Source organism: Halomonas fontilapidosi (genome assembly GCF_014192285.1).
GTDB lineage: Bacteria > Pseudomonadota > Gammaproteobacteria > Pseudomonadales > Halomonadaceae > Halomonas > Halomonas fontilapidosi.
In genome coordinates this window covers 226,891-252,476 of record NZ_JACHXQ010000002.1, presented here as the reverse complement: position 1 = coordinate 252,476, position 25,586 = coordinate 226,891, and the positions used below count along the sequence as shown (strand labels likewise).

General features: G+C 67.2%; 20 protein-coding genes. 13 read left to right on the top strand and 7 right to left on the bottom strand.

Features of this window, described 5'->3' with window-relative positions; translation table 11 throughout:
• Positions 1-51: 51 nt before the first annotated feature.
• The 3 genes from recO to acpS all read left to right on the top strand — a co-directional run bounded on the left by recO (position 52) and on the right by acpS (position 2,134).
• Positions 52-762 (top strand): DNA repair protein RecO, encoded by a 711-nt coding sequence (gene recO / locus FHR95_RS04760; RefSeq protein ID WP_183313567.1) that lies wholly within the window; start codon positions 52-54, stop codon positions 760-762.
• A 191-nt stretch (positions 763-953) separates the two neighbouring features.
• Entirely contained in the window at positions 954-1,760 is an 807-nt protein-coding gene (gene pdxJ / locus FHR95_RS04755) for a pyridoxine 5'-phosphate synthase (protein ID WP_183313566.1), read from the top strand.
• Positions 1,757-2,134 carry a holo-ACP synthase gene (gene acpS / locus FHR95_RS04750; RefSeq protein WP_183313565.1) on the top strand — a complete coding sequence of 126 codons (378 nt, stop codon included), beginning with the start codon at positions 1,757-1,759 and terminating at the stop codon, positions 2,132-2,134. Before pdxJ ends, acpS begins: the two co-directional genes overlap by 4 nt.
• On the opposite strand, the gene FHR95_RS04745 is transcribed toward acpS, so the two are convergent.
• The gene (locus FHR95_RS04745; protein WP_183313564.1) at positions 2,074-4,803 is read right to left on the bottom strand and encodes an ATP-binding protein; all 2,730 of its coding nucleotides are present in this window, start codon (positions 4,801-4,803) and stop codon (positions 2,074-2,076) included. The genes acpS and FHR95_RS04745 overlap by 61 nt on opposite strands.
• A gap of 118 nt (positions 4,804-4,921) precedes the next feature.
• Between FHR95_RS04745 and cysM the strand changes: the two genes are divergently transcribed.
• Genes cysM through ppc form a run of 5 tightly spaced genes read left to right on the top strand, consistent with a single transcriptional unit; the run spans position 4,922 to position 13,072 of the window.
• Positions 4,922-5,818 (top strand): cysteine synthase CysM, encoded by an 897-nt coding sequence (gene cysM / locus FHR95_RS04740; protein WP_183313563.1) that lies wholly within the window; start codon positions 4,922-4,924, stop codon positions 5,816-5,818.
• 2 nt (positions 5,819-5,820) lie between these two features.
• A complete protein-coding gene (locus FHR95_RS04735) occupies positions 5,821-7,269 on the top strand; it encodes a TRAM domain-containing protein (RefSeq protein WP_183313562.1) in 1,449 nt (482 codons plus the stop codon).
• Positions 7,262-9,547: a GTP diphosphokinase gene (gene relA, locus FHR95_RS04730; protein WP_183313561.1), complete on the top strand. Its 2,286-nt coding sequence runs from the start codon at positions 7,262-7,264 to the stop codon at positions 9,545-9,547. The genes FHR95_RS04735 and relA overlap by 8 nt, the downstream gene beginning before the upstream one ends.
• Positions 9,544-10,434, top strand: a complete 891-nt coding sequence (gene mazG / locus FHR95_RS04725; RefSeq protein WP_183313560.1) for a nucleoside triphosphate pyrophosphohydrolase — start codon at positions 9,544-9,546, stop codon at positions 10,432-10,434. The genes relA and mazG overlap by 4 nt, the downstream gene beginning before the upstream one ends.
• Entirely contained in the window at positions 10,424-13,072 is a 2,649-nt protein-coding gene (ppc, locus tag FHR95_RS04720) for a phosphoenolpyruvate carboxylase (protein WP_183313559.1), read from the top strand. Before mazG ends, ppc begins: the two co-directional genes overlap by 11 nt.
• A gap of 133 nt (positions 13,073-13,205) precedes the next feature.
• Here ppc and FHR95_RS04715 read toward each other — a convergent pair whose 3' ends face one another.
• The 3 genes from FHR95_RS04715 to FHR95_RS04705 all read right to left on the bottom strand — a co-directional run bounded on the left by FHR95_RS04715 (position 13,206) and on the right by FHR95_RS04705 (position 16,715).
• Entirely contained in the window at positions 13,206-13,778 is a 573-nt protein-coding gene (locus tag FHR95_RS04715) for a hypothetical protein (protein WP_246378376.1), read from the bottom strand.
• Between the two features lie 64 nt (positions 13,779-13,842).
• Positions 13,843-14,778: a ketopantoate reductase family protein gene (locus FHR95_RS04710; protein WP_183313558.1), complete on the bottom strand. Its 936-nt coding sequence runs from the start codon at positions 14,776-14,778 to the stop codon at positions 13,843-13,845.
• A 17-nt stretch (positions 14,779-14,795) separates the two neighbouring features.
• Entirely contained in the window at positions 14,796-16,715 is a 1,920-nt protein-coding gene (locus FHR95_RS04705; RefSeq protein WP_183313557.1) for a DNA topoisomerase III, read from the bottom strand.
• Between the two features lie 121 nt (positions 16,716-16,836).
• Between FHR95_RS04705 and FHR95_RS04700 the strand changes: the two genes are divergently transcribed.
• The gene (locus tag FHR95_RS04700) at positions 16,837-18,081 is read left to right on the top strand and encodes an ABC1 kinase family protein (RefSeq protein ID WP_040187401.1); all 1,245 of its coding nucleotides are present in this window, start codon (positions 16,837-16,839) and stop codon (positions 18,079-18,081) included.
• Between the two features lie 106 nt (positions 18,082-18,187).
• Complete coding sequence (locus tag FHR95_RS04695) at positions 18,188-20,014, top strand: SEC-C domain-containing protein (RefSeq protein ID WP_183313556.1); 1,827 nt, start codon at positions 18,188-18,190, stop codon at positions 20,012-20,014.
• A gap of 20 nt (positions 20,015-20,034) precedes the next feature.
• Here FHR95_RS04695 and FHR95_RS04690 read toward each other — a convergent pair whose 3' ends face one another.
• Positions 20,035-21,396: an AmpG family muropeptide MFS transporter gene (locus tag FHR95_RS04690; RefSeq protein WP_183313555.1), complete on the bottom strand. Its 1,362-nt coding sequence runs from the start codon at positions 21,394-21,396 to the stop codon at positions 20,035-20,037.
• A gap of 273 nt (positions 21,397-21,669) precedes the next feature.
• On the opposite strand from FHR95_RS04690, the gene rfaH reads away from it, so the two are divergent.
• From rfaH to ccoM, 3 genes are read left to right on the top strand one after another with little or no spacing between them, the layout of a single operon-like run.
• Positions 21,670-22,212, top strand: a complete 543-nt coding sequence (gene rfaH / locus FHR95_RS04685; protein ID WP_183313554.1) for a transcription/translation regulatory transformer protein RfaH — start codon at positions 21,670-21,672, stop codon at positions 22,210-22,212.
• Positions 22,213-22,256: 44 nt separating this feature from the next.
• On the top strand, positions 22,257-22,763 hold the full coding sequence (locus tag FHR95_RS04680; RefSeq protein WP_183313553.1) for an FKBP-type peptidyl-prolyl cis-trans isomerase: 507 nt from the start codon (positions 22,257-22,259) through the stop codon (positions 22,761-22,763).
• Positions 22,760-23,008 (top strand): cytochrome c oxidase subunit CcoM, encoded by a 249-nt coding sequence (gene ccoM / locus FHR95_RS17340; protein ID WP_183313751.1) that lies wholly within the window; start codon positions 22,760-22,762, stop codon positions 23,006-23,008. Before FHR95_RS04680 ends, ccoM begins: the two co-directional genes overlap by 4 nt.
• Before the next feature lie 128 nt (positions 23,009-23,136).
• Here the strand turns inward: ccoM and FHR95_RS04670 are convergent, their stop codons facing one another.
• Positions 23,137-23,682, bottom strand: a complete 546-nt coding sequence (locus FHR95_RS04670; RefSeq protein WP_343065178.1) for a lytic transglycosylase domain-containing protein — start codon at positions 23,680-23,682, stop codon at positions 23,137-23,139.
• 127 nt (positions 23,683-23,809) lie between these two features.
• Positions 23,810-25,519 (bottom strand): proline--tRNA ligase, encoded by a 1,710-nt coding sequence (locus FHR95_RS04665; protein WP_040187395.1) that lies wholly within the window; start codon positions 25,517-25,519, stop codon positions 23,810-23,812.
• Positions 25,520-25,586: the final 67 nt, after the last annotated feature.

The window sequence follows — 25,586 nt, the reverse complement described above, 5'->3', positions numbered from 1 at the left end:
GACCCGCAGTGATGGAAGCAGGCAACTGCCTTGCTCCTTGGCGAAGGCCCTATGACCCCCGAACCGGCATTCCTGTTGCACAAGCGGCCCTACCGCGAGACCAGCGCCCTGGTGGATCTGCTGACCCTGAACCACGGCCGTGTCAGGGCCGTCGCTCAGGGCGTTCAGCGCCCCGGGTCTCGGTCGCGAGGCCGGCTGCAGCCCTTCGCTCCGCTGCATGTCAGCTGGGTCGGCGAGGGTGAGCTCAAGCGTCTGCGGCTGATGGAGGGGCGCGGCAGTGCGGCCCTGCTCGCCGGCGAGGGACTGTTGTGTGGCCTCTATGCCAACGAGTTGCTGACGCGAGTGCTGCCGGTGGAGCTGCCGGTCGACGAGGTGTTTGCCTTCTACACGGCCATGCTCGATGTTCTGCCGCGGCCCGAAGGGCGCGCCGGTGCGCTGCGTCGGCTCGAGGTGGCAGCGCTCGAAGCGCTGGACGCCTGGCCGCGCTTCACCGACCCCGAGGGCGGCGAGCTGGACCCCCAGCGTCGCTACGTGCTCGATCCGGCCTCACGGGCCTTCGTGGCCGGCGAGGGCGGCATCGACGGGCGCACCCTGCGCCTGCTGGCGCGCGGCGACTGGACCGAGCACGGGCTGGCCGGCCCCGCCAAGGCGGTTACCCGGGCGGCGCTGGCCCCGCTGCTTGGCAGTCGTCCACTTCGTTCCCGCGAACTGATGCGCCAGCTTGCCCAGCGCCGCCGAGCCGGGCTTCGCCAGGAGCTGTAAGCCATAAGCTTGAAGCTCTAAGAATCACGCTTCGCCCGCCGTTGGAACAGCATCCGCATTGCGGCCTGGGTTTGAAGTAACGCCTTGTCCCAGGTGTTGGTGGCAATATGCTGGCTTCCAGCTTCCAGCTTCCAGCTTATCGCTTTACCCTTGACCCCTTGCCACTTTTCCCTCGACTCCTGGAGATCCCCATGCACCCCCCCCGTATCCTGCTCGGCGTCAACATCGACCATATCGCCACCCTGCGCCAGGCCCGTGGCACCCGCTACCCCGATCCGGTCCAGGCGGCCCTGCTCGCCGAGGAGGCCGGTGCCGATGGCATCACCGTGCACCTGCGCGAGGACCGTCGCCATATCCAGGAGCGCGACGTTCGCCTGCTAGTTGATGTGCTCAATACCCGCATGAACCTGGAGATGGCGGTCACCGAGGAGATGATCGCCCTGGCCGAGGAGCTGCGCCCGGCCCATGTCTGCCTGGTGCCCGAAAAGCGCGAGGAGCTGACTACCGAGGGCGGGCTCGACGTGGCGGGGGGGGTCGAGGCCATCGCCGCGGCCTGCCGGCGACTTTCCTCGGCAGGCTGCGAGGTGTCGTTGTTCATCGACCCCGAGCCTGTTCAGATCGAGGCGGCTGCCAGGGCCGGTGCGCCAGTGATCGAGTTGCATACCGGGGCCTACGCCGAGGTTACCGGCGAGGCCGCCCGTCGCGAGCACGCGCGTCTCGCCGCCTCCATCGAGATGGCCCTCGAGCTGGGCCTGACCGTGAATGCCGGTCACGGCCTCAACTACCATAACGTCGAGGCGATCGCCGCGTTACCCGGCATTCATGAGCTCAACATCGGTCATGCGATCATTGCCCGCTCGCTGTTCGTCGGCCTCAAGGAGGCAGTCGCCGATATGAAGCGGCTGGCGATTGCCGGCCAGGAGGCGGGCTTCGTGGCATCGCTCGAAGAGCACGACCACGATCATGACCATCACGCGGAGGTCGACGACGACCGATGATTATCGGGATCGGTACCGACCTCGCCCGGGTGGTCCGCTTCGAGCGGGCCATGGGGCGCCATGGTGAACGCTTTGCGCTGCGCCTGCTCGGTGAATGGGAGCTCGAACGGTATCGCGGCCATGCCTTGCCGGCAGCCTTCCTGGCCAAGCGGTTCGCCGCCAAGGAAGCGTTCGTCAAGGCGCTGGGCACCGGCCTGCGTCGGGGCATGCGCTGGACCGAGATCCAGGTGGTCAACGATGCCCTGGGACGTCCATCATTGGTGCTCTCCGGCAAGGCCCATGAGTTGGCCAAGGCGGCCGGCGTGCGCCTGGTTCATCTGTCGCTATCCGACGAGGAGGCGTTGGCCATGGCCTTCGTGGTGCTCGAGGGTTGATCCGCCTGCCAGGCACGCAGCTCGTCCATGGCGGTATACAGGTCGGGCAGCAGCGGCGCCACGGCAGACATGCCGCGCGATCGCAGCCGGGTCTCCAGGGTCTCCGCCAGTAGGCCCAGGCGCGGCGTGCCGCAATAGCGGCACGCCCCATTGAGGGCATGCAGGGCATCGAGCAGGGCCACCTCATTGTCGTGGGCAATGGCATCTCGGATGGCCTGCTCAGTGTGTGACAGGGAGTCGGCTAGGGTAGCCAGCAGTTCCCGCGCGAGGGACTCGCGGCCGCCGGCCAGCCGGGCGCCCAGATCCAGGTCGACCACCGCCAGCTCCTGGCCCTCTTCCCCTGGCGTATCAAGGTGTGCCGCCGGTTCGCTCGTCGCGTCTTGATGCGGCAGCACGATACCCAGGTATTCCTCCAGCAGCCGAGCGAGGCGCTGGGGCTGCAGCGGCTTGATCAGGACATCGTCGAGTCCGTTGTCGCGCAGCATCTGATGCTGTTCACCCTGTACATGGGCGGTGACGGCGATGATCGGTGTTCGCCGCCAGCCACCGCCGAGGCACCTCAGCGCCCGGGTCGTCTCCACGCCGTCCATGCCGGCCATGCGGATGTCCATCAATACCAGGTCGAAGTCCCGGTCATGGGCCAGCGACAGGGCGTCTTCGCCACTTGCCACCTGGGCCACCGGCAGGCCCAGCCCGGCCAGCAGCTCGCTCAGCAGCAGTCGGTTGGCGTCGCTATCATCGACAACCAGCAGGCGTGCCGATGCTGCTGGCGATGGATCTTGCGCCGCTACCGGCAGCGCCCGCGGTGCTGCCACCAGATGACGCGACACCGCATCGGCCAGGGCCGAGCGGGAGACCGGCTTGCCGAGGACCTCGCCGCCATGCGGCAGGGGCAGGGTCGGCAGGTCGGGGGGGCTGGCGTTGACCAGCAGCAGAGCGGGGCAGCCAAGCCCTTCCAGCCGGCCTCGCCACCGCGCCAGGCGTGCTTCTTCCAGGTCGTCGCTGTTCAGGCCTGCCACGACCAGCGCGGGCGCCGTATCGCTCTCCACCTTTGCCAGGGGGGTGGCACAGGCGCCCCAGCGGGTCATCAGATGCATGAGGGCGCGTCGCGTTGGCGTATGGGACTCCTCAATGCCCACGACGTCCCCGTCCAGGCTGAGTTCCGGGGTGCGCTCGTTCTCCGCGCTACCCGGCAGCGGGAGCGTGAAGGAAAACGTCGAGCCTCTGCCGGGCGTGCTTTCGACATCGATCTGCCCGCCCATCTGCTCCACCAGCTGCCGGCAGATGGCCAGCCCCAGACCGGTGCCGCCGAACTCCCTGGGATGGCTGATATCGGCCTGGTGAAACGCCTGGAACAGGTGGCGGCGGGCCTCCTCGTTGAGGCCCATGCCGGTGTCGCTGACGCTTACGCGCAGCACCACTCGGCTGGTCTCGGCCTGTTCCAGCATGACCCGTACGATCACTTCCCCCTGGTGAGTGAACTTGAGGGCATTATTGACCAGGTTGGTAAGCACCTGGCGGATCCGCAATGGGTCGCCGTCGAGGTCGGCGGGCACGTCGTCATAGACCAGGCCGAGCAGTTGGAGCCCTTTCTGCTGGGCCAGGGGCGCCTGCAGGCCGAGCACCTCGTCGACCAGTCCCACCATATCCAGCGGCAGCCTCTCCAGCGCCACGCGGCCGGCCTCCAACTTGGAAAAATCCAGCACATCGTTGACCAGCATCAGCAGGTTGTCGCAGGCGCGTTGTACCTGGTCCAGCCATTCCTGCTGGCGCGGTTCCAGCTGCGAGCGGCCCAGCAGCCGACAGAAGCCGACGATGCCGTTGAGCGGCGTGCGAATCTCGTGGCTCATGTTGGCCAGGAACTCCGACTTGACGCGGTTGGCTTCCAGCGCCCGGCGGTGGGCGATATCCAGTTCGATATTCTGCACCTCGATGGTCTCCATGGATTCCTGGAGCTCATCGGTGGCCTGTTCGATCTGGCTCTGCATTTCCTCGCGAGCTCTGTCCATATGAGCGGCCAGCGCGTTGACGCGACGGGCCAGTCCCGCCAGTTCCGGAGTGGGCGGCGTGGCCAGTGGCTCGGGCACTACCCCGAAGGACAGGCGATCGAGCGCGCGAGTGGCGTCTTCCAGCGGCTGGCTCAGCCAGCGCAGGGTGGCATAGGCCGCCAGGAACAGCAGCAGACCGGCGAGCATCAGCGCCAGCCCGCCGATAGCCAGGTGGCGATAGCGTGTCAGCAGCAAGGGCGTGGTATCGATGTCCAGGACCAGCCAGGCGAGTATCGGCTCGCCAACGCCAAGGGGCGCGTACAGCAGCCAGCGATGCTCGTGCTCACGCAGCTGAATGCCGTCGTGGTCGGCTGGTGCCGGCAGATCGCGAATCCTGCCACGCTCCAGCAGCGTCGCGCCTTGCCCATCCTGCAGGCGCAATGCCTGGACATGCGGCAATGCCAGCAGGCCGTCCCCCAGGCGCATCAGGCCAGGCTCATCGCCTTGCCTCGCGGCCTCGGCCAGGGCCGGGGCGACCAACTCGACGCCCCGCGTCAGCTCGTCGCGCAGCGCCGCCTGGCGCTGGCGATCTTCAAGGGTCAGCGCGGTGCCGACCAGCAGAGCCAGCAGCAGCATAGGGAGGCCGAGGATCAGCAGCATCAGTCGCGTCTTGAGAGACATCGGCGGGCTCATGGGATGATGAAACGGTACCCAGTATGCCACAGGGCAGGCAGATGCCTGTCCAGTGCGCAGCCGCAGGGATATAATGCCGCGAAGGCGTTTCCATCAGGAAGGTTACATGCATTTCCCCACTCTCGAGGAGACCATCGGCAACACGCCGCTGGTCCGTCTCAAGCGCATCACCGCCGGGCGCGGCAATACCCTGCTGGCCAAGCTGGAGGGCAACAATCCCGCCGGTTCGGTCAAGGACCGGCCGGCGCTCTCCATGCTCCAGCAGGCCGAGGCTCGTGGCGAGATTGCGCCCGGCGATACACTGGTCGAGGCGACCTCGGGCAACACCGGGATCGCCCTGGCCATGGCGGCTGCCATCATGGGCTATCGCATGGTGCTGATCATGCCGGAAAGCGCTTCCGCTGAGCGCAAGCAGGCCATGGCCGCTTACGGCGCCGAGCTGATTGAAGTGAGCAAGGACGGCGGCATGGAAGAGGCCCGTGACCTGTCCGAAGCCATGATCGCCCGCGGCGAGGGCAAGCCGTTGAACCAGTTCGCCAACCCCGATAACCCCCTGGCGCACTATCGCACCACTGGCCCGGAACTCTGGGAACAGACCGGCGGCACCATCACCCATTTCATCTGTTCCATGGGCACCACCGGCACCATCATGGGTGTGTCGCGCTATCTCAAGGAGCGCAACCCCGAGGTGCAGATCATCGGATTGCAGCCCGAAGACGGTGCCAGCATCGCCGGCATCCGCCGCTGGCCCCCGGAGTACCTGCCTAGCATCTTCGATGCACGCCGCGTCGACCGGGTACTGGACATTGGCCAGCGGGAGGCCGAGGAGCACATGCGTCGCCTGGCCCGTGAGGAGGGTATCCTCTCCGGTGTGTCGTCCGGCGGGGCGCTTGCCGGGGCACTGCGGGTCGCCGCCGAGGTCGAGAATGCGGTGATCGTCTTTATCGTCTGCGACCGTGGCGACCGCTATCTCTCCACCGGTCTGTTTGCCCCGGAGCGCTGAGCATGGCCATGCTGGGCAAGCGTCGCCCCAGGCTCGCCTCGTCGGGCGTGTCGGGGTTGCAGGGCAGCCAGGGACAACAGCCCCGCGAGACCACCGGAATCGGGGAGGCGGACATCTTGGATGTACGTGGACTGGCCCACGATGGCCGCGGCGTGGCGCGCACCGCCGGGGGCAAGACGGTATTTATCGAGGGCGCGCTGCTGGGCGAGCAGGTGAGGGTTGCCGTTCATCGCACCCGCAAGCGCTTCGACGAGGCCCATGTGCGCGACATCGTTCAGGCTGCGCCCGAGCGTGTCGTGCCGCCCTGTCCGCATTTCGGGCGCTGTGGGGGCTGCGATCTTCAGCATCTCGCTCTGCCGGCCCAGCGCCGCCATAAGCAGGCGGTACTGGAAGAGCTGCTGGGGCGTCAGGGCATCACGCTCGCCTCGCCGCCCGAGCTGGTTGCCGGGGCGGGAGAGGGCTATCGTCGCCGTGCTCGTCTGGGCGTCAAGGTCGATGCCGAGGGCGTGGTTCACCTGGGCTTTCGCACGCGCCACAGCCATTACCTGGTCGACCTTGAGACCTGTACCGTCCTTGTGCCCGCCCTGGAAGCACTGCTGGTGCCGATGCGCCAGCTGCTGGCAGAGCTTGAGGCGCCGCGGCAGGTGGGCCATATCGAACTCCTGGAGAGTGACCGGGCCGTCGTGGTGGTGGTGCGCCAGTTGCGTGACCACCCCGGCGATAGCCGGCGCTGGCAGGCCTTCGCCCGGGCCCAAGACGTGCACGTGGCGCGTTGGTTGGGCCGCGAGGCGCCAAGTCTTGACTGGTTGACGCGCGTTCCGGCGATCGAGTGCCGGGTGCCGGGGCCCGACAGGGAGCTCACTCTGGGCGTCGCCCCGGGGGATTTCCTGCAGGCCAATGGCGAGGTCAATCGCCTGATGGTAAGCACGGCGCTTGCCTGGCTGTCGCCTCTGTCTCGCGGCGAGCGTGTGCTGGACCTGTTCGCCGGCGTGGGCAACTTCAGCCTGCCGCTGGCAGCTGCCGGTGCTCACGTGATGGCGGCCGAGGGCAACCCGGCGATGGTCACGCGGCTTGGCGACAATGCCCGAGCCAATGCTCACGCTCAGTCCTTGCAGGTCGTCGCTCGCCAGGCGGATCTCACCGGGCCAGCGGCCGTGCGCTCGCTGCTTCAGGAAACCTCCCCCGAGGTGGTGGTCCTGGACCCGCCGCGTGAAGGGGCCGAGGCCGTGAGCCGGGCACTGGTGGAACATCCTGTGTCGCGGCTGCTCTATATCTCCTGTGATCCGGCCACCCTGGCCCGGGATGCGGCACATCTTGTGCGCGGTGGCTATCGCATCCGGCGTGCGGCCGTTGCCGACATGTTCGTGCACACCTCACACCTGGAATCCATGCTGCTGTTCGAGTTCTCCGGCTCGCCGCAGCAGGCCCAAGGAGGGTCAAGCGATGGTTAAAGTGCGTGAAGAGCAGCCACTGACCCGGGACGGCAGGGTCGATATCGAGCAGTGGCTTTCGCGCCTGCAGGAAGACGTCAAGCTGCGTGACATCGAGGAGATGCGCCGTATCTGCGAGCTGGCGCAGCAGCTGGAGCTGGCTTCCGACCGACCTCACAAGGCCTGGCTCAAGGATGGTTCGAGCTTTCGCATGGGTCTGGAGATGGCCGATATCCTGGGTGAGCTCAAGCTCGACCAGCCGGCGCTGGAGGCCGCGGTGCTCTATCGCGCCGTCCGCGAGGCGCTGATCAGCCTGGAGCAGGTCGAAAAGCGCTTCGGCGGCGAGGTCGCCGGCCTTATCGCCGGCGTGCTGCAGATGGCGGCCATCAGCACCTTCGAAGTGCCGAGCCAAGGGCTCAGCCAGCACGACCAGCAGGACAATCTGCGCAAGATGCTGGTCAACCTCATCGACGATGTCCGCGTGGCCCTGATCAAGATCGCCGAGCGCACCTGCGCGCTGCGTCAGGTGCGCGATGCCCCGCGCGAGAAGCGCATGCAGGTGGCTCGTGAGGTCTTCGACATCTATGCTCCCCTGGCTCACCGCCTGGGTATCGGACAGCTCAAGTGGGAACTCGAGGATCTCTCCTTTCGCTACCTGCATGAGGCGGAGTACAAGGCCATCGCCCGCCAACTCGCCGAGAAGCGTCTGGACCGCGACCACTACATCAGCGAGGTGGTGGAGACCCTCAAGTCGCTGATGTCCGCCCAGGGCATCAGGCGCTATCAGGTCGACGGACGTGCCAAGCACATCTATTCGATCTGGCGAAAGATGAAGCGCAAGCACATCGACTTCTCCCAGGTCCACGACATCCGGGCGGTGCGTATCCTGGTGCCCGAGGTGGCCGACTGCTACACGATGCTGGGGATTGTCCACTCGCGTTGGCATCACGTCCCCAACGAGTTCGACGACTATATCGCCAACCCCAAGAAGAACGGCTACCAGTCACTGCATACGGCGGTGCTGGGTCCCGAGAACAAGGTCCTCGAGATCCAGATCCGCACCTTCGCCATGCACGAGGAAGCCGAACTCGGGGTTTGCGCCCACTGGCGTTACAAGGGCCACGACACCAGCGCGCGCAGCGCGAGCTACGAGGAGAAGATCGCCTGGCTGCGCCAGGTGCTGGAGTGGCATGAGGAGGTGGGCGACTTCGGCGACCTGCGCGAAGGGCTGACCAGCGACGTCGCCCCGGACCGCATTTATGTCTTCACGCCGGACGGCCACGTGATCGACTTGCCTCGCCTCGCCACGCCGATCGATTTCGCTTATCGGGTGCACACCGAGGTGGGTCATCGCTGTCGGGGCGCCAAGGTCGATGGCCGCATCGTGCCGCTCACCTATCGGCTCAAGACCGGCCAGCAGGTGGAGATCCTCACCGCCAGCAAGGGTGGGCCGAGCCGCGACTGGCTCAATCCCAGCCTGGGCTATGTGCGGACATCGCGGGCGCGCGGCAAGATCCAGGCATGGTTCAAGCTGCAGGCCCGCGATCGCAACCTCGAGGAGGGGCGGGCGCTGTTCGAGCGCGAGATGAAGCGTCTCGACGTCGACGTCATGGACCTGACCAAGTTGGCCAACAAGGTCAACTACCCCACCGCGGACGACATGTACGCGGCGCTCGGCGCAGGCGACCTGCGCATCGGCCAGGTCCTCCACCAGGCTCAGCAGCTGTTTGGCGAGAGCGATGACCAGGAGCAGCTCGACCGCCTGCTGGCCAAGCCCCGCAAGATGCCCGGCAAGGGCACCGCCAGCGACATCACCGTGCTCGGGGTCGGCAATCTCAAGACCAGCATGGCCAACTGCTGCAGTCCCGTGCCCGGTGATGCCATCGTTGGCTTCATCACCCAGGGGCGCGGCGTCACCGTGCATCGCCAGGACTGCCCCAATATCCTGCAGCTGCGCCTGGACGAACCCCAACGCATCATCGAGGTGGAGTGGGGCGAGCGGGCGCGCACCCAGTACCCGGTGGACATCGAGATCCAGGCCTGGGACCGCTCGGGCCTGCTGCGCGATGTGACCGCGGTGCTCAGTAACGACCGCCTCAACGTGCTCTCCGTAAGCACCCTGACCGATACCGAGGACGGCATCGCACGCATGTCGATCACCGTCGAGGTCGACGGCCTGGAGACCTTGGGACGCCTCTTCTCGCGGATCCAGCAGTTGCCCAACGTCATCGAGGTGCGTCGGCTGCGCAGCGGCAGCGGAAAGGGCAAGTCTGGCAAGCGCAATGGGAAAATGACATGAGCCAGCACCGCTACGACCTCGATGACCTGCTCACGCTGATGGCCGTGCTGCGCGACCCCGCTCAGGGCTGCCCCTGGGACGTGAAGCAGGACTGGGACACCATCGTGCCCCATACTCTGGAGGAGGCCTACGAGGTTGCCGACGTCATCGAGCGGCGGGCCTGGGACGAGTTGCCCGGCGAACTCGGTGATCTGCTCTTCCAGGTGGTCTACTACAGCCAGTTCGCGGCCGAGGAAGAGCGCTTCGACTTCCATGAGGTGGTGCATGTCCTCACCGCCAAGATGCTGCGCCGCCATCCCCATGTCTTCCCCGACGGCACCCTGGCCTCGCGCCGCGCGCCGGGCGTTTCCGCCGAGGAGGTCGAGACGGCCCAGGTCCACTCCCGCTGGGAATCGCTGAAGGCCGAGGAGCGTGCCGAGCGGGCAAGCGACACCCAGGATAACGCGGCGGCATCCGTCCTCGATGATGTCCCGCGGGCCCTGCCGGCCCTCTCCCGGGCGGCCAAGCTCTCCAAGCGCGCCGCTCGTGTCGGCTTCGACTGGCCCGATGCTCGCGGCGTGCTGGCCAAGATCCGCGAGGAACTCGACGAGGTGGAAGAGGCGCTGGCAGACGGGGACCGGGACCATGCCGTCGAGGAGGTGGGCGATCTGCTGTTCGCGGTGACCAACCTGGCGCGCACGCTCAAGGCCGATCCCGAGCAGTGCCTGCGTGCCACCAATGCCAAGTTCGAGCGGCGTTTTCGCCATGTGGAGGCCGCCCTGGCCGCCGCCGAGGTGCCGCTGCAGGAGGCCGGGCTGGCGGCCATGCAGCACCACTGGCAGGCCGCCAAGCACGTCGAGCCTCCCGATCAGCAACCGCCGCAAGGAGAGTCCCGGCATGAGCCATGACCTGCATGAATCACTGCGTGACAATGTCCGTATCCTGGGCGACAGCCTGGGCCGCACTATCGCCGATGACCTGGGGCCGGGGTTCGTTGATCGTATCGAGACCATCCGCGGCTTCGCCAAGCGTGGTCGCCAGGGCGAGGACGGCAGTCAGCGTGCGCTGATCGAGTACCTGCGCAAGCTGCCCGACCGTGACCTGCTGCCGGTGACTCGGGCCTTCAACCAGTTCCTCAACCTGGCCAACATCGCCGAGCAGCACTATCGCGCGCGCTTCCGCCGGGTCGAGGACTACCGTCCCGGCTCTCAGCCGGTGCTCTCCGAGCTGCTCGAGCGGGCTCGGGGCGAGGGCCATTCGCCGCGCAAGCTGGTCGAGACCCTCTCCGGCATGCGCGTCGAACTGGTCCTGACCGCGCACCCCACCGAGGTCATTCGCCGCACCCTGATCCAGAAGTATGACGCCATCGACGACTGCCTCACGGCGATCGAGTCCTCCGGCGACTACCCGGAGCGCGGGGCGCGGGCCCAGGGCCGCCTGGAGGAGTTGATCAGCCAGGCCTGGCATACCGACGAGATCCGCCATGAGCGACCGACGCCGGTGGATGAGGCCAAGTGGGGCTTTGCGGTCATCGAGAACTCGCTGTGGCAGGCGGTGCCCGATTTTCACCGCGACCTGGACAACCTGCTGCTGGGGACCGCCGGCGAGCGCCTGCCGCTGGATGCCGCGCCGATCCGTTTCGCCTCCTGGATGGGTGGTGACCGTGACGGCAACCCCAACGTCACGGCCAAGGTGACCCGCGAGGTGCTGCTGCTGGGCCGCTGGATGGCGGCCGATCTCTATCTGCGTGACCTGGATCAGCTCAAGGCCGAGCTCTCCATGTGGAAGGCTAACAGCGCGCTCAAGGCCGAGGTCGGCGATGTCGCCGAGCCCTACCGTGAACTGCTCAAGCGCCTGTCGAGCCGTGTCGAGGCAACCCGCGACTGGGCCAAGGCCGAGCTTGACGGGTGCAGCTACGAGGGCGGTCCCATCATCGAGACCCGTGACCAGCTCTATGCGCCCCTGTTGACCTGCTATCGCTCGCTGTGTGACGTGGGGCTCGACACCATTGCCAACGGCGTGTTGCTCGATACCTTGCGTCGCGTCGCGGTGTTCGGCGTGACCCTGACCAAGCTCGATCTGCGCCAGGAGGCCAGTCGCCATGCGCAAGTGATGGAGGAACTGACCCATGGCCTGGCGCTTGGCCATTACCGTGACTGGGATGAGGCAAAGCGCCAGGAATTCCTGCTCGCCGAACTGGCATCCCGGCGCCCGCTGATCCCCAGGCGCTGGGAGTGCTCGTCGGAGTCCCGCGAGGTGATCGAGACCTTCCGGGTCATCGCCTCGGAACACCGCGAGGCGCTGGGAACCTACATTATCTCGATGGCGGCCCAGCCCTCCGACGTGCTTACGGTGGCGCTGCTGATGAAGGAGGTGGGTGGCACGGTCAGCCTGCCCATCGCGCCGCTGTTCGAGACCCTCGATGATCTCGACCATGCCGGCGACGTCATCGATCACCTGCTGGCGCTGCCGGGATATCGCGCCCTGGCGGGCGACAGTCAGGAGGTGATGATCGGTTACTCGGATTCGGCCAAGGATGCCGGCCAACTGGCGGCGGCCTGGGCGCAGTATCGGGCCCAGGAGACGCTGGTGGAGGTCTGCGATCGCCACGGTGTCGACCTCACGCTCTTTCACGGTCGCGGCGGTACCGTGGGACGGGGAGGTGGCCCTGCTCACGCGGCCATCCTGTCCCAGCCGCCAGGCTCGGTGAACGGCAGTCTGCGGGTGACCGAGCAGGGCGAGATGATCCGCTTCAAGTTCGGCCAGCCGGAGATCGCCCTGCGCTCCATGGAGATCTATGCGTGCGCGGTGCTCGAGGCGAGCCTGCTGCCGCCGCCGGCGCCCCGGCCAGAGTGGCGCGAGGAGATGGACCGCCTGGCCAAAGTGGCTCACGGCGCCTATGTCGGCCTGGTGCGGGAAGATCCCGATTTCGTCCCCTATTTCCGTTCGGTGACCCCGGAAGGCGCGCTCGGACGCCTGCCGCTGGGATCTCGGCCCACCAAGCGGCGGCAGGACGGCGGCGTGGAGACTCTGCGGGCCATTCCCTGGATCTTCGCCTGGACCCAGATCCGGCTGATGCTGCCGGCCTGGCTGGGCAGTGGCGAGACCTTCAGTCAGCGCCTGGAGGGGGAGGGCGGCCTCGAGATGCTCCGCGAGATGCGCGACCAGTGGCCGTTCTTCGGCACGTACCTGGACATGCTGGAGATGTTGCTGGCCAAGGCCGACGTGGGGATCGCCGCCTACTATGAGCACCGCCTGGTCGATGAGCCGTCCCTCAAGGCGCTGGGTGAACGACTTCGCACGCGCTTCGGCCGCCTCAACGAGTGCCTGCTGCAGGTGCTCGACCAGCAGGAGTTGCTCGAGAAGACGCCGCTGATCCGTCAGGCAATCGAGGTGCGCAACCCCTATATCGATCCGCTGCATGGTCTGCAGGCCGAGCTGCTGCAGCGTAATCGCGATGCCGACGGCGCCATCAGCGCAGACCTTTCTCGCGCGTTGATGGTGACCATGGCCGGGATCGCCGCCGGGTTGCGCAATACGGGCTGAGCCCTTCGGCCAGCGCCAAGCTTCAAGGGGCAAGCGCCAAGGAAAACTATTGCGGCCTGTGGTAGGGGAGTGCCATCGTGCTTCCTTGCTCCTTGCTCCTTGCTCCTTGCTCCTTGCTCCTTGCTGCTCGCACCTAGAACGGGAAGTGAAGCGAGGCGGTCATCAGGTTGAGGTGATCCATGGCCGGGGCATCAATCTCCTCGTATTCCAGGCGGCTGACCAGACGACGCAGCTGCAGGCGAGCACCGAACCCTTGAACCCTGGCCGTGCCTCCACCATCGCGTAGCCGGTCACCGTCGCTTACCGGCTCTCCCTGCCATTCGGCCAGGCCTGACTTGGCGTAGAGGCCAAGCGGGCCGAGGCGCACGCCGGCGATCAGGCTGCCTCCCAGGCTCGTGGTGTCGAGAAGTTGCTGGCCGTCGGCCAGGGAGACGGGCACGTCGTCGCTTTCGCGATAGCTGAACTCGGCGCCCAGATCGAGCAGTGGCATGCGCTGCGGCGTGAAGCCGGCAGTCAGGCGAAATCCTGAGGTATAGCCGTCGGGCGTTTCGACGTCGTTTCCTTGAACGACCAGACCATTGTCGAGGAGCATCAGATTCTGCTCGGTGCTCCCGTAGGCGGGCGAGGTCGAGTCGGCCTGTGAGGGCAGTGCGCCCAACATCAGCATAGCGGCCACGACAGCGACGAGAGGTGAATCCAGTTGCATGTTTCCCCCGACCTTTGATGCGGCAGTCCTTGATGGCTGCCGATCCGGAGTCATCCCCTCCAGCCTAGCAAGCGGCCGGAGGTTCCGCCAATGCCGCTGCCCGGCGGCGCAGGTCATGCAGATGCCACGCCAGGCAGGGGACCGACAGCCGATGACGAGAGGCGGCCGCCAGCAGCGGCGCAAGGATCGCCTCATGCTCGGTGAGACGACCGGCCTGAACGTCCTGCAGCATCGAGGCCCGATTGGTCGCCGTCGCCTCGACGACCTGCCACACCAGCTTCCGCCAGCCCTCCAGGCCGCCCCCTCCGGGCGGGGTGATGCCCTCAGCGGTGAGGGTCGCCGCGACCTCGGCGATCAGTCTCTCGACCATGGGGCGAAAGGGGCGGTCGCGAAGCTGGCCGTTGCGGATCGCGAACTGGGCGACCAGGGGGTTGATGGCGGCGTTCACGGCCAGCTTGCGCCATAGCCGCACGTGAATATTGTCGACGGCCTCGGCGGGAAGCCCGGCAGCGGACAAGGTCTGCGCCAGGGAGCTGGCCAGGCGCGCATGACGGCCATCCAGGGCGCCCAGGAAGGTCTGGCCATGGCCAGCATGGGTCACCCGATCATCGCCCTGCACATGGGCACCCTCGGTGGTGCTGGCGCAGAGCACCGGACCGCGATGTTGCTCGGTGAGCCGTGGCTGACAGGCGAAGCCGTTCTGCCACAGCACCAGCGGCACGCCATCAGGCAATGCAGCCGCCAGGGCGGCGTGGGCCGCTTCGCTACCGTGGGCCTTGGTGGTCAGATGCACCATGGTCGGGATGTCCGCGGGTAGGGCATCGATCCGCTCCAGGGCCAGCGGCGCAATCCGGGTGTCGCCTTCGGGAGTCACCAGAGTCTGGCGGGCAGGAAGCCGGCGGCGGCCGATCAGTGTCACGGGAACCTGGTCGGCCAGTCGCAGGGCGATCAGCCGCCCCATGGCGCCGGGGCCGACAATCCAGTGTGTCGCTGGGGGCATGAGGGCTACCTCCGGGGTCATGAACGGCGAGTGCGTCGCGTCGTGGCGGCCTTGCGGCGCGGCGCGACGCGGCGTTTGCTACCAGACGTGCGCGACGCCGGGGCCTGCTCGCCCTGGGCGCTGTGCAGCGCCTCGCGCATGCGCCCCGCGTCGGCGGCTCCGAGCAGGCCCTGCAGGTCCTCGACCAGCGCCGCGAGGAAAGGGGCTGGCGCCTCGTCCTGCTCGGCGATGGCCCCCAGGCGCTGCTCCCAGAGCGCGGTCCGCTCGGGACGGCTCACGGCGTCCGGCAGCGAGGCGATCAAGGCGCTGCCGAGCTGCGTGGCACGCAGCGCCTTGGCCTGGCGGACCAGGTAGCCGCGCGTCACCAGCGTCTCGAGGATCCCGGCCCGGGTTGCCTCGGTGCCCAGGCCGTCGTGCTCGCGCAGGGTGCGCCGGACGCTGGGGTCCTCGACGTAGCGGGCAATGTTCATCATCGCCTTGATCAGGCTGGCGTCGGTGAAGGGCTCCGGCGGGCGGGTCTCGCGGTCCTCGACCCCGGCCTCCTGGACCCGGCACGCCTCGCCCTCGGTGAGCGGCGGCAGCGGTGGCGCCTCGTCTCGGGTGGTGAACAGCGGTTTCCAGCCGGGGTCGAGGATCTCCTGTCCCCGGGCACGGAAGCACTCCGCCAGAATCGTGAATGCTGCCTTCACCTCGCGGGTGGCAAGCGGCGGGTAGAACTGCGCGAGAACGTTGCGCACGATCAGCCGGAAGATATCGGCTTCGGCCTTCTGGAGACGCGAGAGATCGGCGGGCTTGCCGGTGGGGGCCAGGGCGTGGTGGGCACCGACCTGCTTGTCATTCCAGGCGCGGGAGCGCCGCGAGAAGTCAGCGCCGGCCAGCCATTGAGCCAGCGCGTCGTCCTGGCGGCAGGCGCCCTCCAGCGTGCTTCGGGCCGAGGCGAAATGTTCCTCGGGGAGGTAACGGCAATCCGAGCGCGGATAGGTGATCAGCTGGTGGCGCTCGTAGAGCCGCTGGCAGATGTCCAGCGTCGCCTGAGCGGAGAGTCCGAAGCGTCGGGCGGCGTCCACCTGCAGGGCCGAGAGCGAGTAGGGCAGCGGCGCCGTCTGGCGCCTGTCGCGGCTCTCGACTGACGTGAGGCGCCCCTCGGCACCGGGCAGGCGCTCGGCGAGGGCGGCAGCCGGTTCCCGGGCGAGCAATCGCCCCTGGTCATCGAGGGGATGTGCTTCGTCGGGCGCCCACCAGGCGCGCAGCTGGCCTCGGGCCACGCTGAGGTCGGCCCAGAGCACGAAGAAGGGCTTGGGGGTGAAGTCGCGGATCTCCGCATCGCGGCGCACTACTAGCCCGAGTACCGGGGTCTGGACACGCCCCACCGAGAGCACCCCGTCATGACCGGCCTGGCGGCCGGTGAGCGTCCAGGCGCGGGTCAGGTTGATGCCGTACAGCCAGTCGGCCCGGGCGCGGCACTGAGCCGCCCGATAGAGCGGTTCGAAGCGGGCATTATCCTCTAGCCGAGCGAGCGAGCGCTGCACTGCCGGGCGGTTAAGGTCGCTGACCAGCAGCCGCGACACCGGCCCCTTCCAGCCCAGATGTTCGATCACCTCCTGCACCAGCAGTTGGCCCTCGCGGTCGGGGTCGCCGGCATGCACGACCTCGTGGGCACTCTTGAGCAAGCAACGGATCACCGTCAGCTGGCCGCGCGCCTTGGGGCGAGGCATCAGCTTCCAGCGGCCAGGCAGGATCGGCAGCTGATCGAGCCGCCACTGCTTGAGAGCCGGATCATAGGCATCGGGTGGCGCCTGTTCAAGCAGATGCCCCAGGCACCAGGTCACCGTGGTATCGCCCACCGTCAGGGCACCCTCCTGCTTGCTTTGCGCGCCGGGCAGGGCCTCGGCGATGGCCCGGGCCAGGCTCGGTTTCTCGGCGATGATCAGTCGCATGATGGCTCGTCGTGGTGAATGACATGGACATTCTTCCAGTGTTCATCATGACTCGCCAGGTGTAAGCTGCACCGAGACGTGTACAATGCTTGTACAACAGATCGTCCAGGAGAATGAACACATGCGCGAAAGTGGCCGTACTCGGCGCCTGCTTGGACTCGGCGCCCGCACCGGCGGGGCACTGATTCGTACTCGAATGGGGGGGCAGGCGGACTGGCGGGCCCTCGGAGAGGCCCTCTTCGAAGGGCTTTCCGAGCTGAAGGGCCCGGCCATGAAGTTGGCCCAGATCATGTCGCAGTGGGACGATCTGTTGCCACCAGACCTCGCCGAGGAGCTCTCCCGCCTGCAGCGACAGGCAGAACCGATGCCCTGGTCAGGCATCCGCCGCACCCTGGTCGCGCAGTATGGCGACCTGGAAGAGCTGTTCGCCGAGATCGAGGAACGGCCGTTCGCCAGTGCTTCCATGGGGCAGGTTCACCGTGCCACGACACGGGATGGCGATACCTTGGTACTCAAGGTGCAGTATCCGGGACTTGCCGAAGTGCTGGAGAGCGACCTGGCGCAGGTCCGACGCCTGATGCGCCTGGGGCGCTGGTTCAAGGTGCCCCAGGCGCGCCTCGATGCGCTGTTCGAGGAGCTGGCGGTCAGCCTGCGTGGCGAACTGGACTACCACGCCGAGGCCCAGGCGCTGGCGCGTTACCGTGAGCGCTACGCCTACCTCGAGAGCCTGGTGATCCCCGAGCCGCTACCGGACCTCTCCGGCGAACGAGTGCTGGCCATGCGCTACGAGCCCGGTACGCCCCTACGTGAGCTGGAGGCGGGCAATGACGCGCTGCGTCAGGGCGTGGCCCAGACCCTGGCGGACTGGATTACCGAAGAGCTTTTCACTCACGGCGAACTTCATGCCGACCCCCATGCCGGCAATTTTGCCGTCAACGACCAGGGGCAGTTGGTCATCTATGACCTGGGCGCGGTGATTCCGGTGCCCGAGGCACGTCTGGCCGCGATGATGCAGCTGCTGGAGGCCACCCTGGCGAAGGACCCCATGGCCATGGACGAGGCGCTGCTCAAGATGGGCGGTCGCCAGGGGCAGGGCGCGCCTCTTTCCCTCTACCGCGAGGCGGCCGAAGCGGTGGAACCGCTGTTTCGCCCCGGCGAGCAGGACTTTGGCGACGTGCGCGTTCACCGTCGTCTGCGTGACCTGTCGCCCAAGGTCTGGGCGGCCATGGACCGCCTGCAGCCCCCGGCGGACACGCTGCTGCTGTCGCGCACCCTCAATGGCCACTACTGGAACCTGGTACGCCTTGGCGCGAGGCTCGACATGGCCGAGCGCACCCGGCCGCTGTTTTCCCGACGACACGCCTGACCCTCACGGACAGGCGCCTGACCCTCACGGACAGGCGCCTGACCCTCCTGCCCAGCCTGGCGCCGGACTGGTAGACTATGCCGTTTTCCAAAGGTTGGAGTGCGCGATGCTGGCAGTATGGGTGGAACAGCTGCTGGGCTTTGCCTCGGGGGCGCTCAAGGCGATTCGCCAGGATGAGCGCTACCCTACGCTGATGGCATGGGCTCGCGACGAGGGACCGGCGCTGGTCGGCGGCGACTTGTCGCTTGCCCAAGCGCTGGCCCCTGAGCTGTGGTCGCAGACGCCGCTGGCGCGGCTCGATTTCGCTGCCGAGCCCCTGGCCAGGCCCGGGCCTAACGAACCCTGCTGGTGTGATTCCGGACGCAAGACCAAGCACTGCTGCGGGGCGGTCAGGTTGCCCGGTCATGTTCCGCCCCACCTGATGTGGATGCTCTCGCTGCGCGACTGGAAGGGCGATACGCTCAAGGCGGCCCTGGCCAGCGGCCGTGCCCCGGCCCAGGCGCTGCTGGAAGCCGGCCTGATCGCGGCCGAGTCCGGCCAGCGCGGGCGAGCGCAGCAGATTCTCGAGTCGCTGTTCGAGCGCGCCGACTGGCTCAATCTCCCCGAGCAAGCCGAGCCCGCCTTCGAGATCCTGATCGATCTCTATCAGGAGCGCGGCTTTCACCGCAAGCGTGAGGCGCTGCTCGATGCGGTGCTCGATCGCGGCCCGCTGTTCCTGCGGGGCGTGGCACTGGAGCGTCTGTGCCTGATGCACCTGGACAACGACGACCTCGACAGCGCTCGTGAGGCCTTCGTGCGTGCCCAGCAGGCCCTGCCCGACTCGCCGACGCTGGCCTATATCGAGGCCATGTTGCTGCTGCATGAGGGCCATGAGCAGGAGGCTGCCGAGCGCTCGCGCTTCTGGTTCCGGCGCCTGGCGCGCCAGGGCGACCTTGACCCCGACCAGCTGCAGTTCCTCGCCGACCTGGCCGAGAACCCCGGGGCGACCCTCGCCGACCAGCTGCTCAGTGCCGAAGAGGATCTGGCCGAGCCGCTGGTGGCCCTGCAGGCGCTGCTGGAATCGCTGCCGGTGGCGCCGCGGCTGGAGATCCGCCGCGGCGACGACGACAATCTGGAGTACCACACCACCGCCCGCGAGGATACTCTCTTCGCGGCCTGGCAGAAGGTCTTCCGGGCGCGGGTCGAGAGCGATGCCCCGATGGGCTTCGACGAGGATCCCTGGCAGCATGCCGGGGAGTGGCTGCCGGCGCTCTGCGCCCATCCCGAGTGGCTGGATGCTCCCGCTGTGGTGCAATCCCTGGCGCTGGCGCTGGCCAGCCGCTTCGGTAGCCTGCCGTGGATGGCGGCAAGCCTGTTCGAACCGCTGTCGAGCCGGCTGGAGCGCTGGCTCGAGCAGGTTCGCGCCGAGGGTGAGGGGGCCTTCCTGTGGGACAGCGCCGACAACGCCTTGCTGCTACGCACCGGGCTCGCGCTGGTGGTGGGGATGGAGCGCGGGGCCCGGGCGCGCTCGCGTGAACTCGCCGAACGTCTGCTCACCCTGGACGACCAGGACAGCCTGGGCCTGCGCGAGCTGGTGCTCGACCAGCTGCTGCGGGAAGGCCGCGATCGCGCGGCCCTGGACGTGAGCGAGCGCGAGTTGGACGGCGACGAGGAGGCGCCGCCGCTGGGGCTGCTGATGGGGCGGGTGCTGGCACTCTATCGCCTGGAACGCCGTGACGAGGCGGCCGAGGCGCTGGCCGTGGTGATCCGCCACAATCCGCATGCCGTGGCCATGCTATGTGCCGACAATCCCCGTCCGGTCGGTGGCGGCGTCGACAGTGTCGCCGAGCCCGGTTCCCGCGCCGAGGCCTGGCAATACCGCACCCTGATGCGTGATCAGTGGCGCGCCACGCCCGGCGCGCTTGACTGGCTGCGGGTGCGGCTGGCCGAGTGAGCAGGCGGCGTGTCCCGGGGTCAGGCCGTCCGCGGAGACGGCACCAGCTCAGGGTCGCGGCTGATCCAGATCGCCAGCAGCACGGCCGGCAGCCCCAGCAGCGTGGAGACCAGAAAGAAGGTGGCATAGCCCTCGATCTCCACGACCAGGCCACCGAAGCCGCTGAGGAACTTGCCTGGCAGGGTCATCAGCGACGAGAAGAGCGCGTACTGCGTGGCCGTGTAGGCGCGTGAGGTCAGGCTCGACAGGAAGGCGATGAAGACGGCACTGGCCAGGCCGTTGGCCAGGTTGTCGCCGGTGATCGCCATCACCAGCAGCGGCAGGTTCTCTCCGGCCAGCGCCAGGGTCGTGAACAGCAGATTGGTCAAGGCCGCGGCAGTGGCCCCCAATACCAGGATCGGCCCGATGCCGTAGCGAACCACCAGCAACCCCCCGAGTATCCCGCCGCCGATGCTCATGGCGATACCGAAGACATTGGTAACATTGGCGATGGTGGCGAGCGTGAAGCCAAGATCGATGTAGAGCGGGTTGGCCATGGAGGCCATGGCCAGATCGCTGATCCGGAATACCGCCACGAACAGCAGCAGCCACAGCGCCTTGCGCCGGTGACGGGTGAAGAAGTCGGTGAAGGGGCAGACGATCGCCCCGATCACCCAGGCGCCGAGGCGCCGCAGCGGCTTGGACCGGCCGCGAGAAGCCCTCAGGAAGGCCCGCACGCGAGGTTCATGGATCAGCTGGGTGGTCAGCGAGAGGCGCTCGGGTTCCGGGCGCAGCAGCACCGTGACCGCGCCGATGCCCACCAGCGCGGCCATGGTCAGATAGGCTGCCTCCCAGGAGGCCAGCGAGGCCACGTAGAGGGCGCCCGCGCCGGCCGCCAGCAGTCCGCCGCGATAGCCGATGATGTAGGTCGAGGCCATGGCCGCCTGGACATCGTCGGGGGCGGACTCGATGCGGAAGGCGTCGATGGCGATATCCTGGGTCGCGCTGCCGAAGGCCACCAGCAGGGCGAAGGCGGCCACCAGCGGCAGGTGGCCCGCCGGGTCAACTCCGGCCAGGCCCACCAGGCCGCTGGCGATCATTGCCTGGGCCAGCAGCATCCAGCCGCGGCGCTGGCCGAGGGTGCGGGTCAGCAGCGGCAGCGCAAGCCGGTCCACCACCGGGGCCCAGAAGAACTTGATCGAGTAGAGCATGCCGATCCAGGCGAAGAAGCCGATGGCCGCCACCTCGACCCCGCTGCTGCGCAGCCAGGCCGAAAGGGTCGAGAACACCAGCAGGAAAGGAAGGCCGGCGGAAAAGCCAAGGAACAGCATGGTGATCACTGGCGCGCGCAGGTAGACGGCCAGGGCATCACGCCAGCTGCGTTGGGCGATAGGGGATGGCATCTCGTTCAGCGCTCCTTGCTTGTCTCGGACGCGACGCAGGTCTCGACCATCAGTGATAAAATTCCCGATTACAGGCGGGCCTTGCACTCCTTGCCCCCCTGTCATGCACGTAATGTCTGCCGGGCTGGCATGCGCCGGGATTGTTGCAGAGCCCCGGCAGTGAAACCAGGAGCCTCTCGAACTTAACGCTGATCGGCTGTGAGATGCGACTCTCTCCCGCGGCGATCGGTCAAATCCGACAGGCTCCTTGCAGGAACCCTTATCAGGAGCGACATGAGCGATTCCGAGATTCGCCAGACCGAGGCCGACGACGCCCTGCGCCGCTGGTACGTGATCCAGTGCAAGGGTGGCGAGTCCTTCCGCGCCGCCGAGCACCTTGCCAATCAGGGCTACGAGATCTTTCACCCCGTGCTCCGTGTCCAGAAAAAGCGTCGCGGCAAGCTCGAATGGGTCGGCGAGTCGCTGTTCCCCTACTACCTGTTCATCCGGCTCGATCGCCTGGCCAGCAACTGGCGGCCCATCCGCTCGACCCGCGGCGTGCTGAAGATCGTTACCTTCGGTCTTGACTTGCCGGTGCCGGTCAGCGATGCGCTGGTCGAGACGCTGCTCACCCACGGCAGTGGCGAGGAAGACGCGACCGCGAACGTCTACTTCCGTGCTGGCGAGGCGGTGGAGATCACCGGAGGTCCCTTCAAGGACCTGCAGGCCGTATTCGCCAGTCACAAGGGCGAGGAGCGCGCCATCGTGCTGCTCAACATGCTGCAAAAGCAGCAGCGCCTGGAGATGTCCGTCGACCAGCTGCGTCGCCGAGATTAGCCGAGACACTTCCCCCGCTTCACCCAATGGCTTCAGGAGACCCCATGACCATCGCCCCCCAACGTGTCGTGACCCTGCACTATGTGCTCAGCGATCAGCACGGCACCGTTCTCGACGACTCGCGTGCCCGCGGGCAATCCCTCGAATACCTACACGGGCACGGCAATCTCATGGCGGGCCTGGAGCGTGCCCTGGCCGGCCAGGGCGCCGGGGCCCAGCTGTCCGTTACCCTGATGCCGGCCGAGGCCTACGGCCTACGCGACGAGGCCCTGGTACGCGAGGTTGGCCGCCATGCCTTTCGGGGGGCGGAGGTCGCCCCGGGCATGCGCTTTCAGACCCCTGGTGACGACGGTCCCGAGATCGTCACCGTCCTCGAGGTCCGTGACGACGCCGTGGTCATCGATACCAATCATCCGCTGGCCGGCCAGACCCTTCGCTACCGCCTCGAGATACTCGACGTGCGCGAGGCCACCCGTGCCGAACTTGCCAAGGGGCATCCGTTGCCCCCGGGTACCGATCCCGGTGAGGTCGAGGACAAGAAGATGCCGTGAAAACTGACCTGGATCAACGGTTTTCCGGCGACCCGGCGTGGTCGCGGGCAAAATTGATTCAGGTCAGCTTTCCCCTCCGCTCCTCGGGCTACAGTTCTCCCAACACATCGGGACGGGAGGACACCACCATGTATCTGGATGACGCCGTAATCTTTGGGCTCGTAACCGTCGCGATGATGGTCGCTTTCATGGGGGGCTGGATCGCCTTTATCGTTCGCGATCATCATCGCAAGAACAAGCACTGATCCAGCCGCTTCAAGAGTCGTCAGGGGAGGGGGGAGCTTCCCCCCAGTAGCCGACCCGCTTGGGTCGGCTTTTTTTTATCTGAAAGCAGCAGGGCCACCCTCAGGGGGCTATTCATTCCGGCCAGAGATCAGCGCTCGGCGGTGGTGTGCAGCGGGGCACGACTCGCAGTCGACCAGTGACGGTTCAGGGCGCGCATCACCCGTTCCGGGTACCAGGTCTTGCCCAGGCTGCCGTTGTAGCGCGCCAATGCCCGCGTCAGGTCGCCACCTTCCACGGCCAGATAGTGCGCCAGTATCGTGCAGCCATAGCGCAGGTTGCGGTGCGGGTCCTTGAGGTCGTCGGCGGGCAGCCCCAGCTCACGAATCCAGAACGGCATGATCTGCATCAGGCCCACGGCGCCGGCCGAGGAGACCGCCTTGGGTTTGAAGGCGCTCTCCACCTGGATCACCGCCAGCACCAGCTCCGGTGCCAGGCCGGCCAGTCGTGCCTCATGATGGACGCGACCCAGCAGCTCACGACGCCTTACCGGATTCGGCAGATAGCGGGCAAGGCGCGGTTCCATGTCGTTGAGCCATTGGCGGGCGGCCCAGATCTCGGAGGGTGCCACGGGTGCGGCGCGGATGCTGTCGAGGGTGCCGCGCAGGCTGGCGGGTACCTCCGGCAGAGCCCGCACGACGGGGGCAGGCGGTTCGGATGAGAGCGAGTGGGGCAGGGCGGCGATGAAATTCCTTTCGCCCTGGGCCAGCGCCGCGGTCGCGCAGAGACAGCAGGCCGCCGCCAGAACGGCGGCCCGCCGTGTCTCAGCGAGCGACCTTCTCGCCCAGGAAGTCGAGGATCTGTTCGGCCGGTACCATGGTAGCGTCACTGTCACGGCGTCCCTTGTATTCCAGTTCTCCCTTGTCCAGGCCACGGTCGCCAACTACCAGACGATGGGGAATGCCCATCAGCTCGTGGTCGGCAAATCGCACGCCGGGGCGCAGGTCGCGGTCATCCAGTAGCACCTCAAAGCCGGCAGCAGTTAGCGCATGATAGAGCCGCTCGGACTCCTCGCGCACGCGCTGCGACTTGTGGGCGTTCATCGGTACCATCGCGATCTGGAAGGGGGCGATGGCATCGGGCCAGATGATGCCGGCATCGTCGTGGTTCTGCTCAATGGCGGCGGCCACGACGCGGGTCACCCCGATACCATAGCAGCCCATCCAGGGATGCACGGCACGACCTTCGTCGCCAAGCACGGTGGCGTTCATCGCCTCGCTGTACTTGCGTCCTAGCTGGAAAACGTGGCCGACCTCGATGCCGCGCTTGATGGCGAGTACACCCTTGCCGTCCGGTGAGAGGTCACCCTCCACCACGTTGCGCAGGTCGGCCACCCGGGGCAGTGCCACGTCGCGCTCCCAGTTGATGCCGAAATAGTGCTTGCCGTCGACGTTGGCGCCGGCGCCGAAGTCGCTCATCAGGGCGACGCTGCGGTCGATGATGATCGGCATCTCCAGGTTCACCGGGCCCAGCGAGCCCGGCCCGGCACCCACCGCGGCGCGAATCTCCTCTTCGCTGGCCATGGTCAGCGGGGTGGCCACCTCGGGGAGGTTCTCAGCCTTCACCTCGTTGAGCTCATGATCACCGCGCACCAGCAGGGCGATCAGGCCGCCCTCGGCGGCGTGGACCATCAGCGTCTTGAGGGTCTTCTCGATGGGCAGACCGTGCTGTTCCACCAGAGCGGCGATGGTCCGCGCATTCGGGGTATCGACCAGCTGCAGTTCCTCGGCAGGCGCGGCGCGCTCCCCCTGTGGCGCCAGCGCTTCGGCCTTCTCCATGTTGGCGGCGTAGTCGGACTCGGTGGAGAAGACGATGTCGTCCTCGCCGGAGTCGGCCAGCACGTGGAACTCGTGGGAGCCGGTGCCACCGATGGCGCCGTTGTCGGCGATCACCGGGCGGAAATCGAGGCCCAGGCGGGTGAAGATGCGCACATAGGCGTCATACATCACCTGGTAGGTCTCCATCAGCGAGGCCTCGTCGACGTGGAAGGAGTAGGCGTCCTTCATGATGAACTCGCGGGCGCGCATCACCCCGAAGCGCGGTCGGATCTCGTCGCGGAACTTGGTCTGGATCTGGTAGAAGTTGGCCGGCAGCTGCTTGTAGCTGGCGATCTCCTTGCGCACCAGGTCGGTGATCACCTCCTCGTGGGTGGGGCCGACGCAGTAGTCGCGCTCGTGACGATCCTTGAGGCGCAGCAGCTCCGGGCCGTACTGCTCCCAGCGGCCCGACTCCTGCCACAGCTCGGCGGGTTGCACTGCTGGCATCAGCACCTCCTGGGCCCCGGCGCGGTCCATCTCTTCGCGCACGATGCGCTCGACCTTGCGCAGGGTCTTGAGACCCATCGGCAGCCAGGTATAGAGGCCGGAGGTGAGACGGCGGATCATCCCCGAACGCAGCATCAGTTGGTGGCTGATGACCTCGGCATCGGCGGGCGTTTCCTTCAGGGTGGCGATCAACAGTTGGCTAGCGCGCATGGGTCCGGCGATTCCTCGAGCGTATTCGTGCAGGTGACGGAAGCAGGGCCGCACAGGGCGGCGGCAA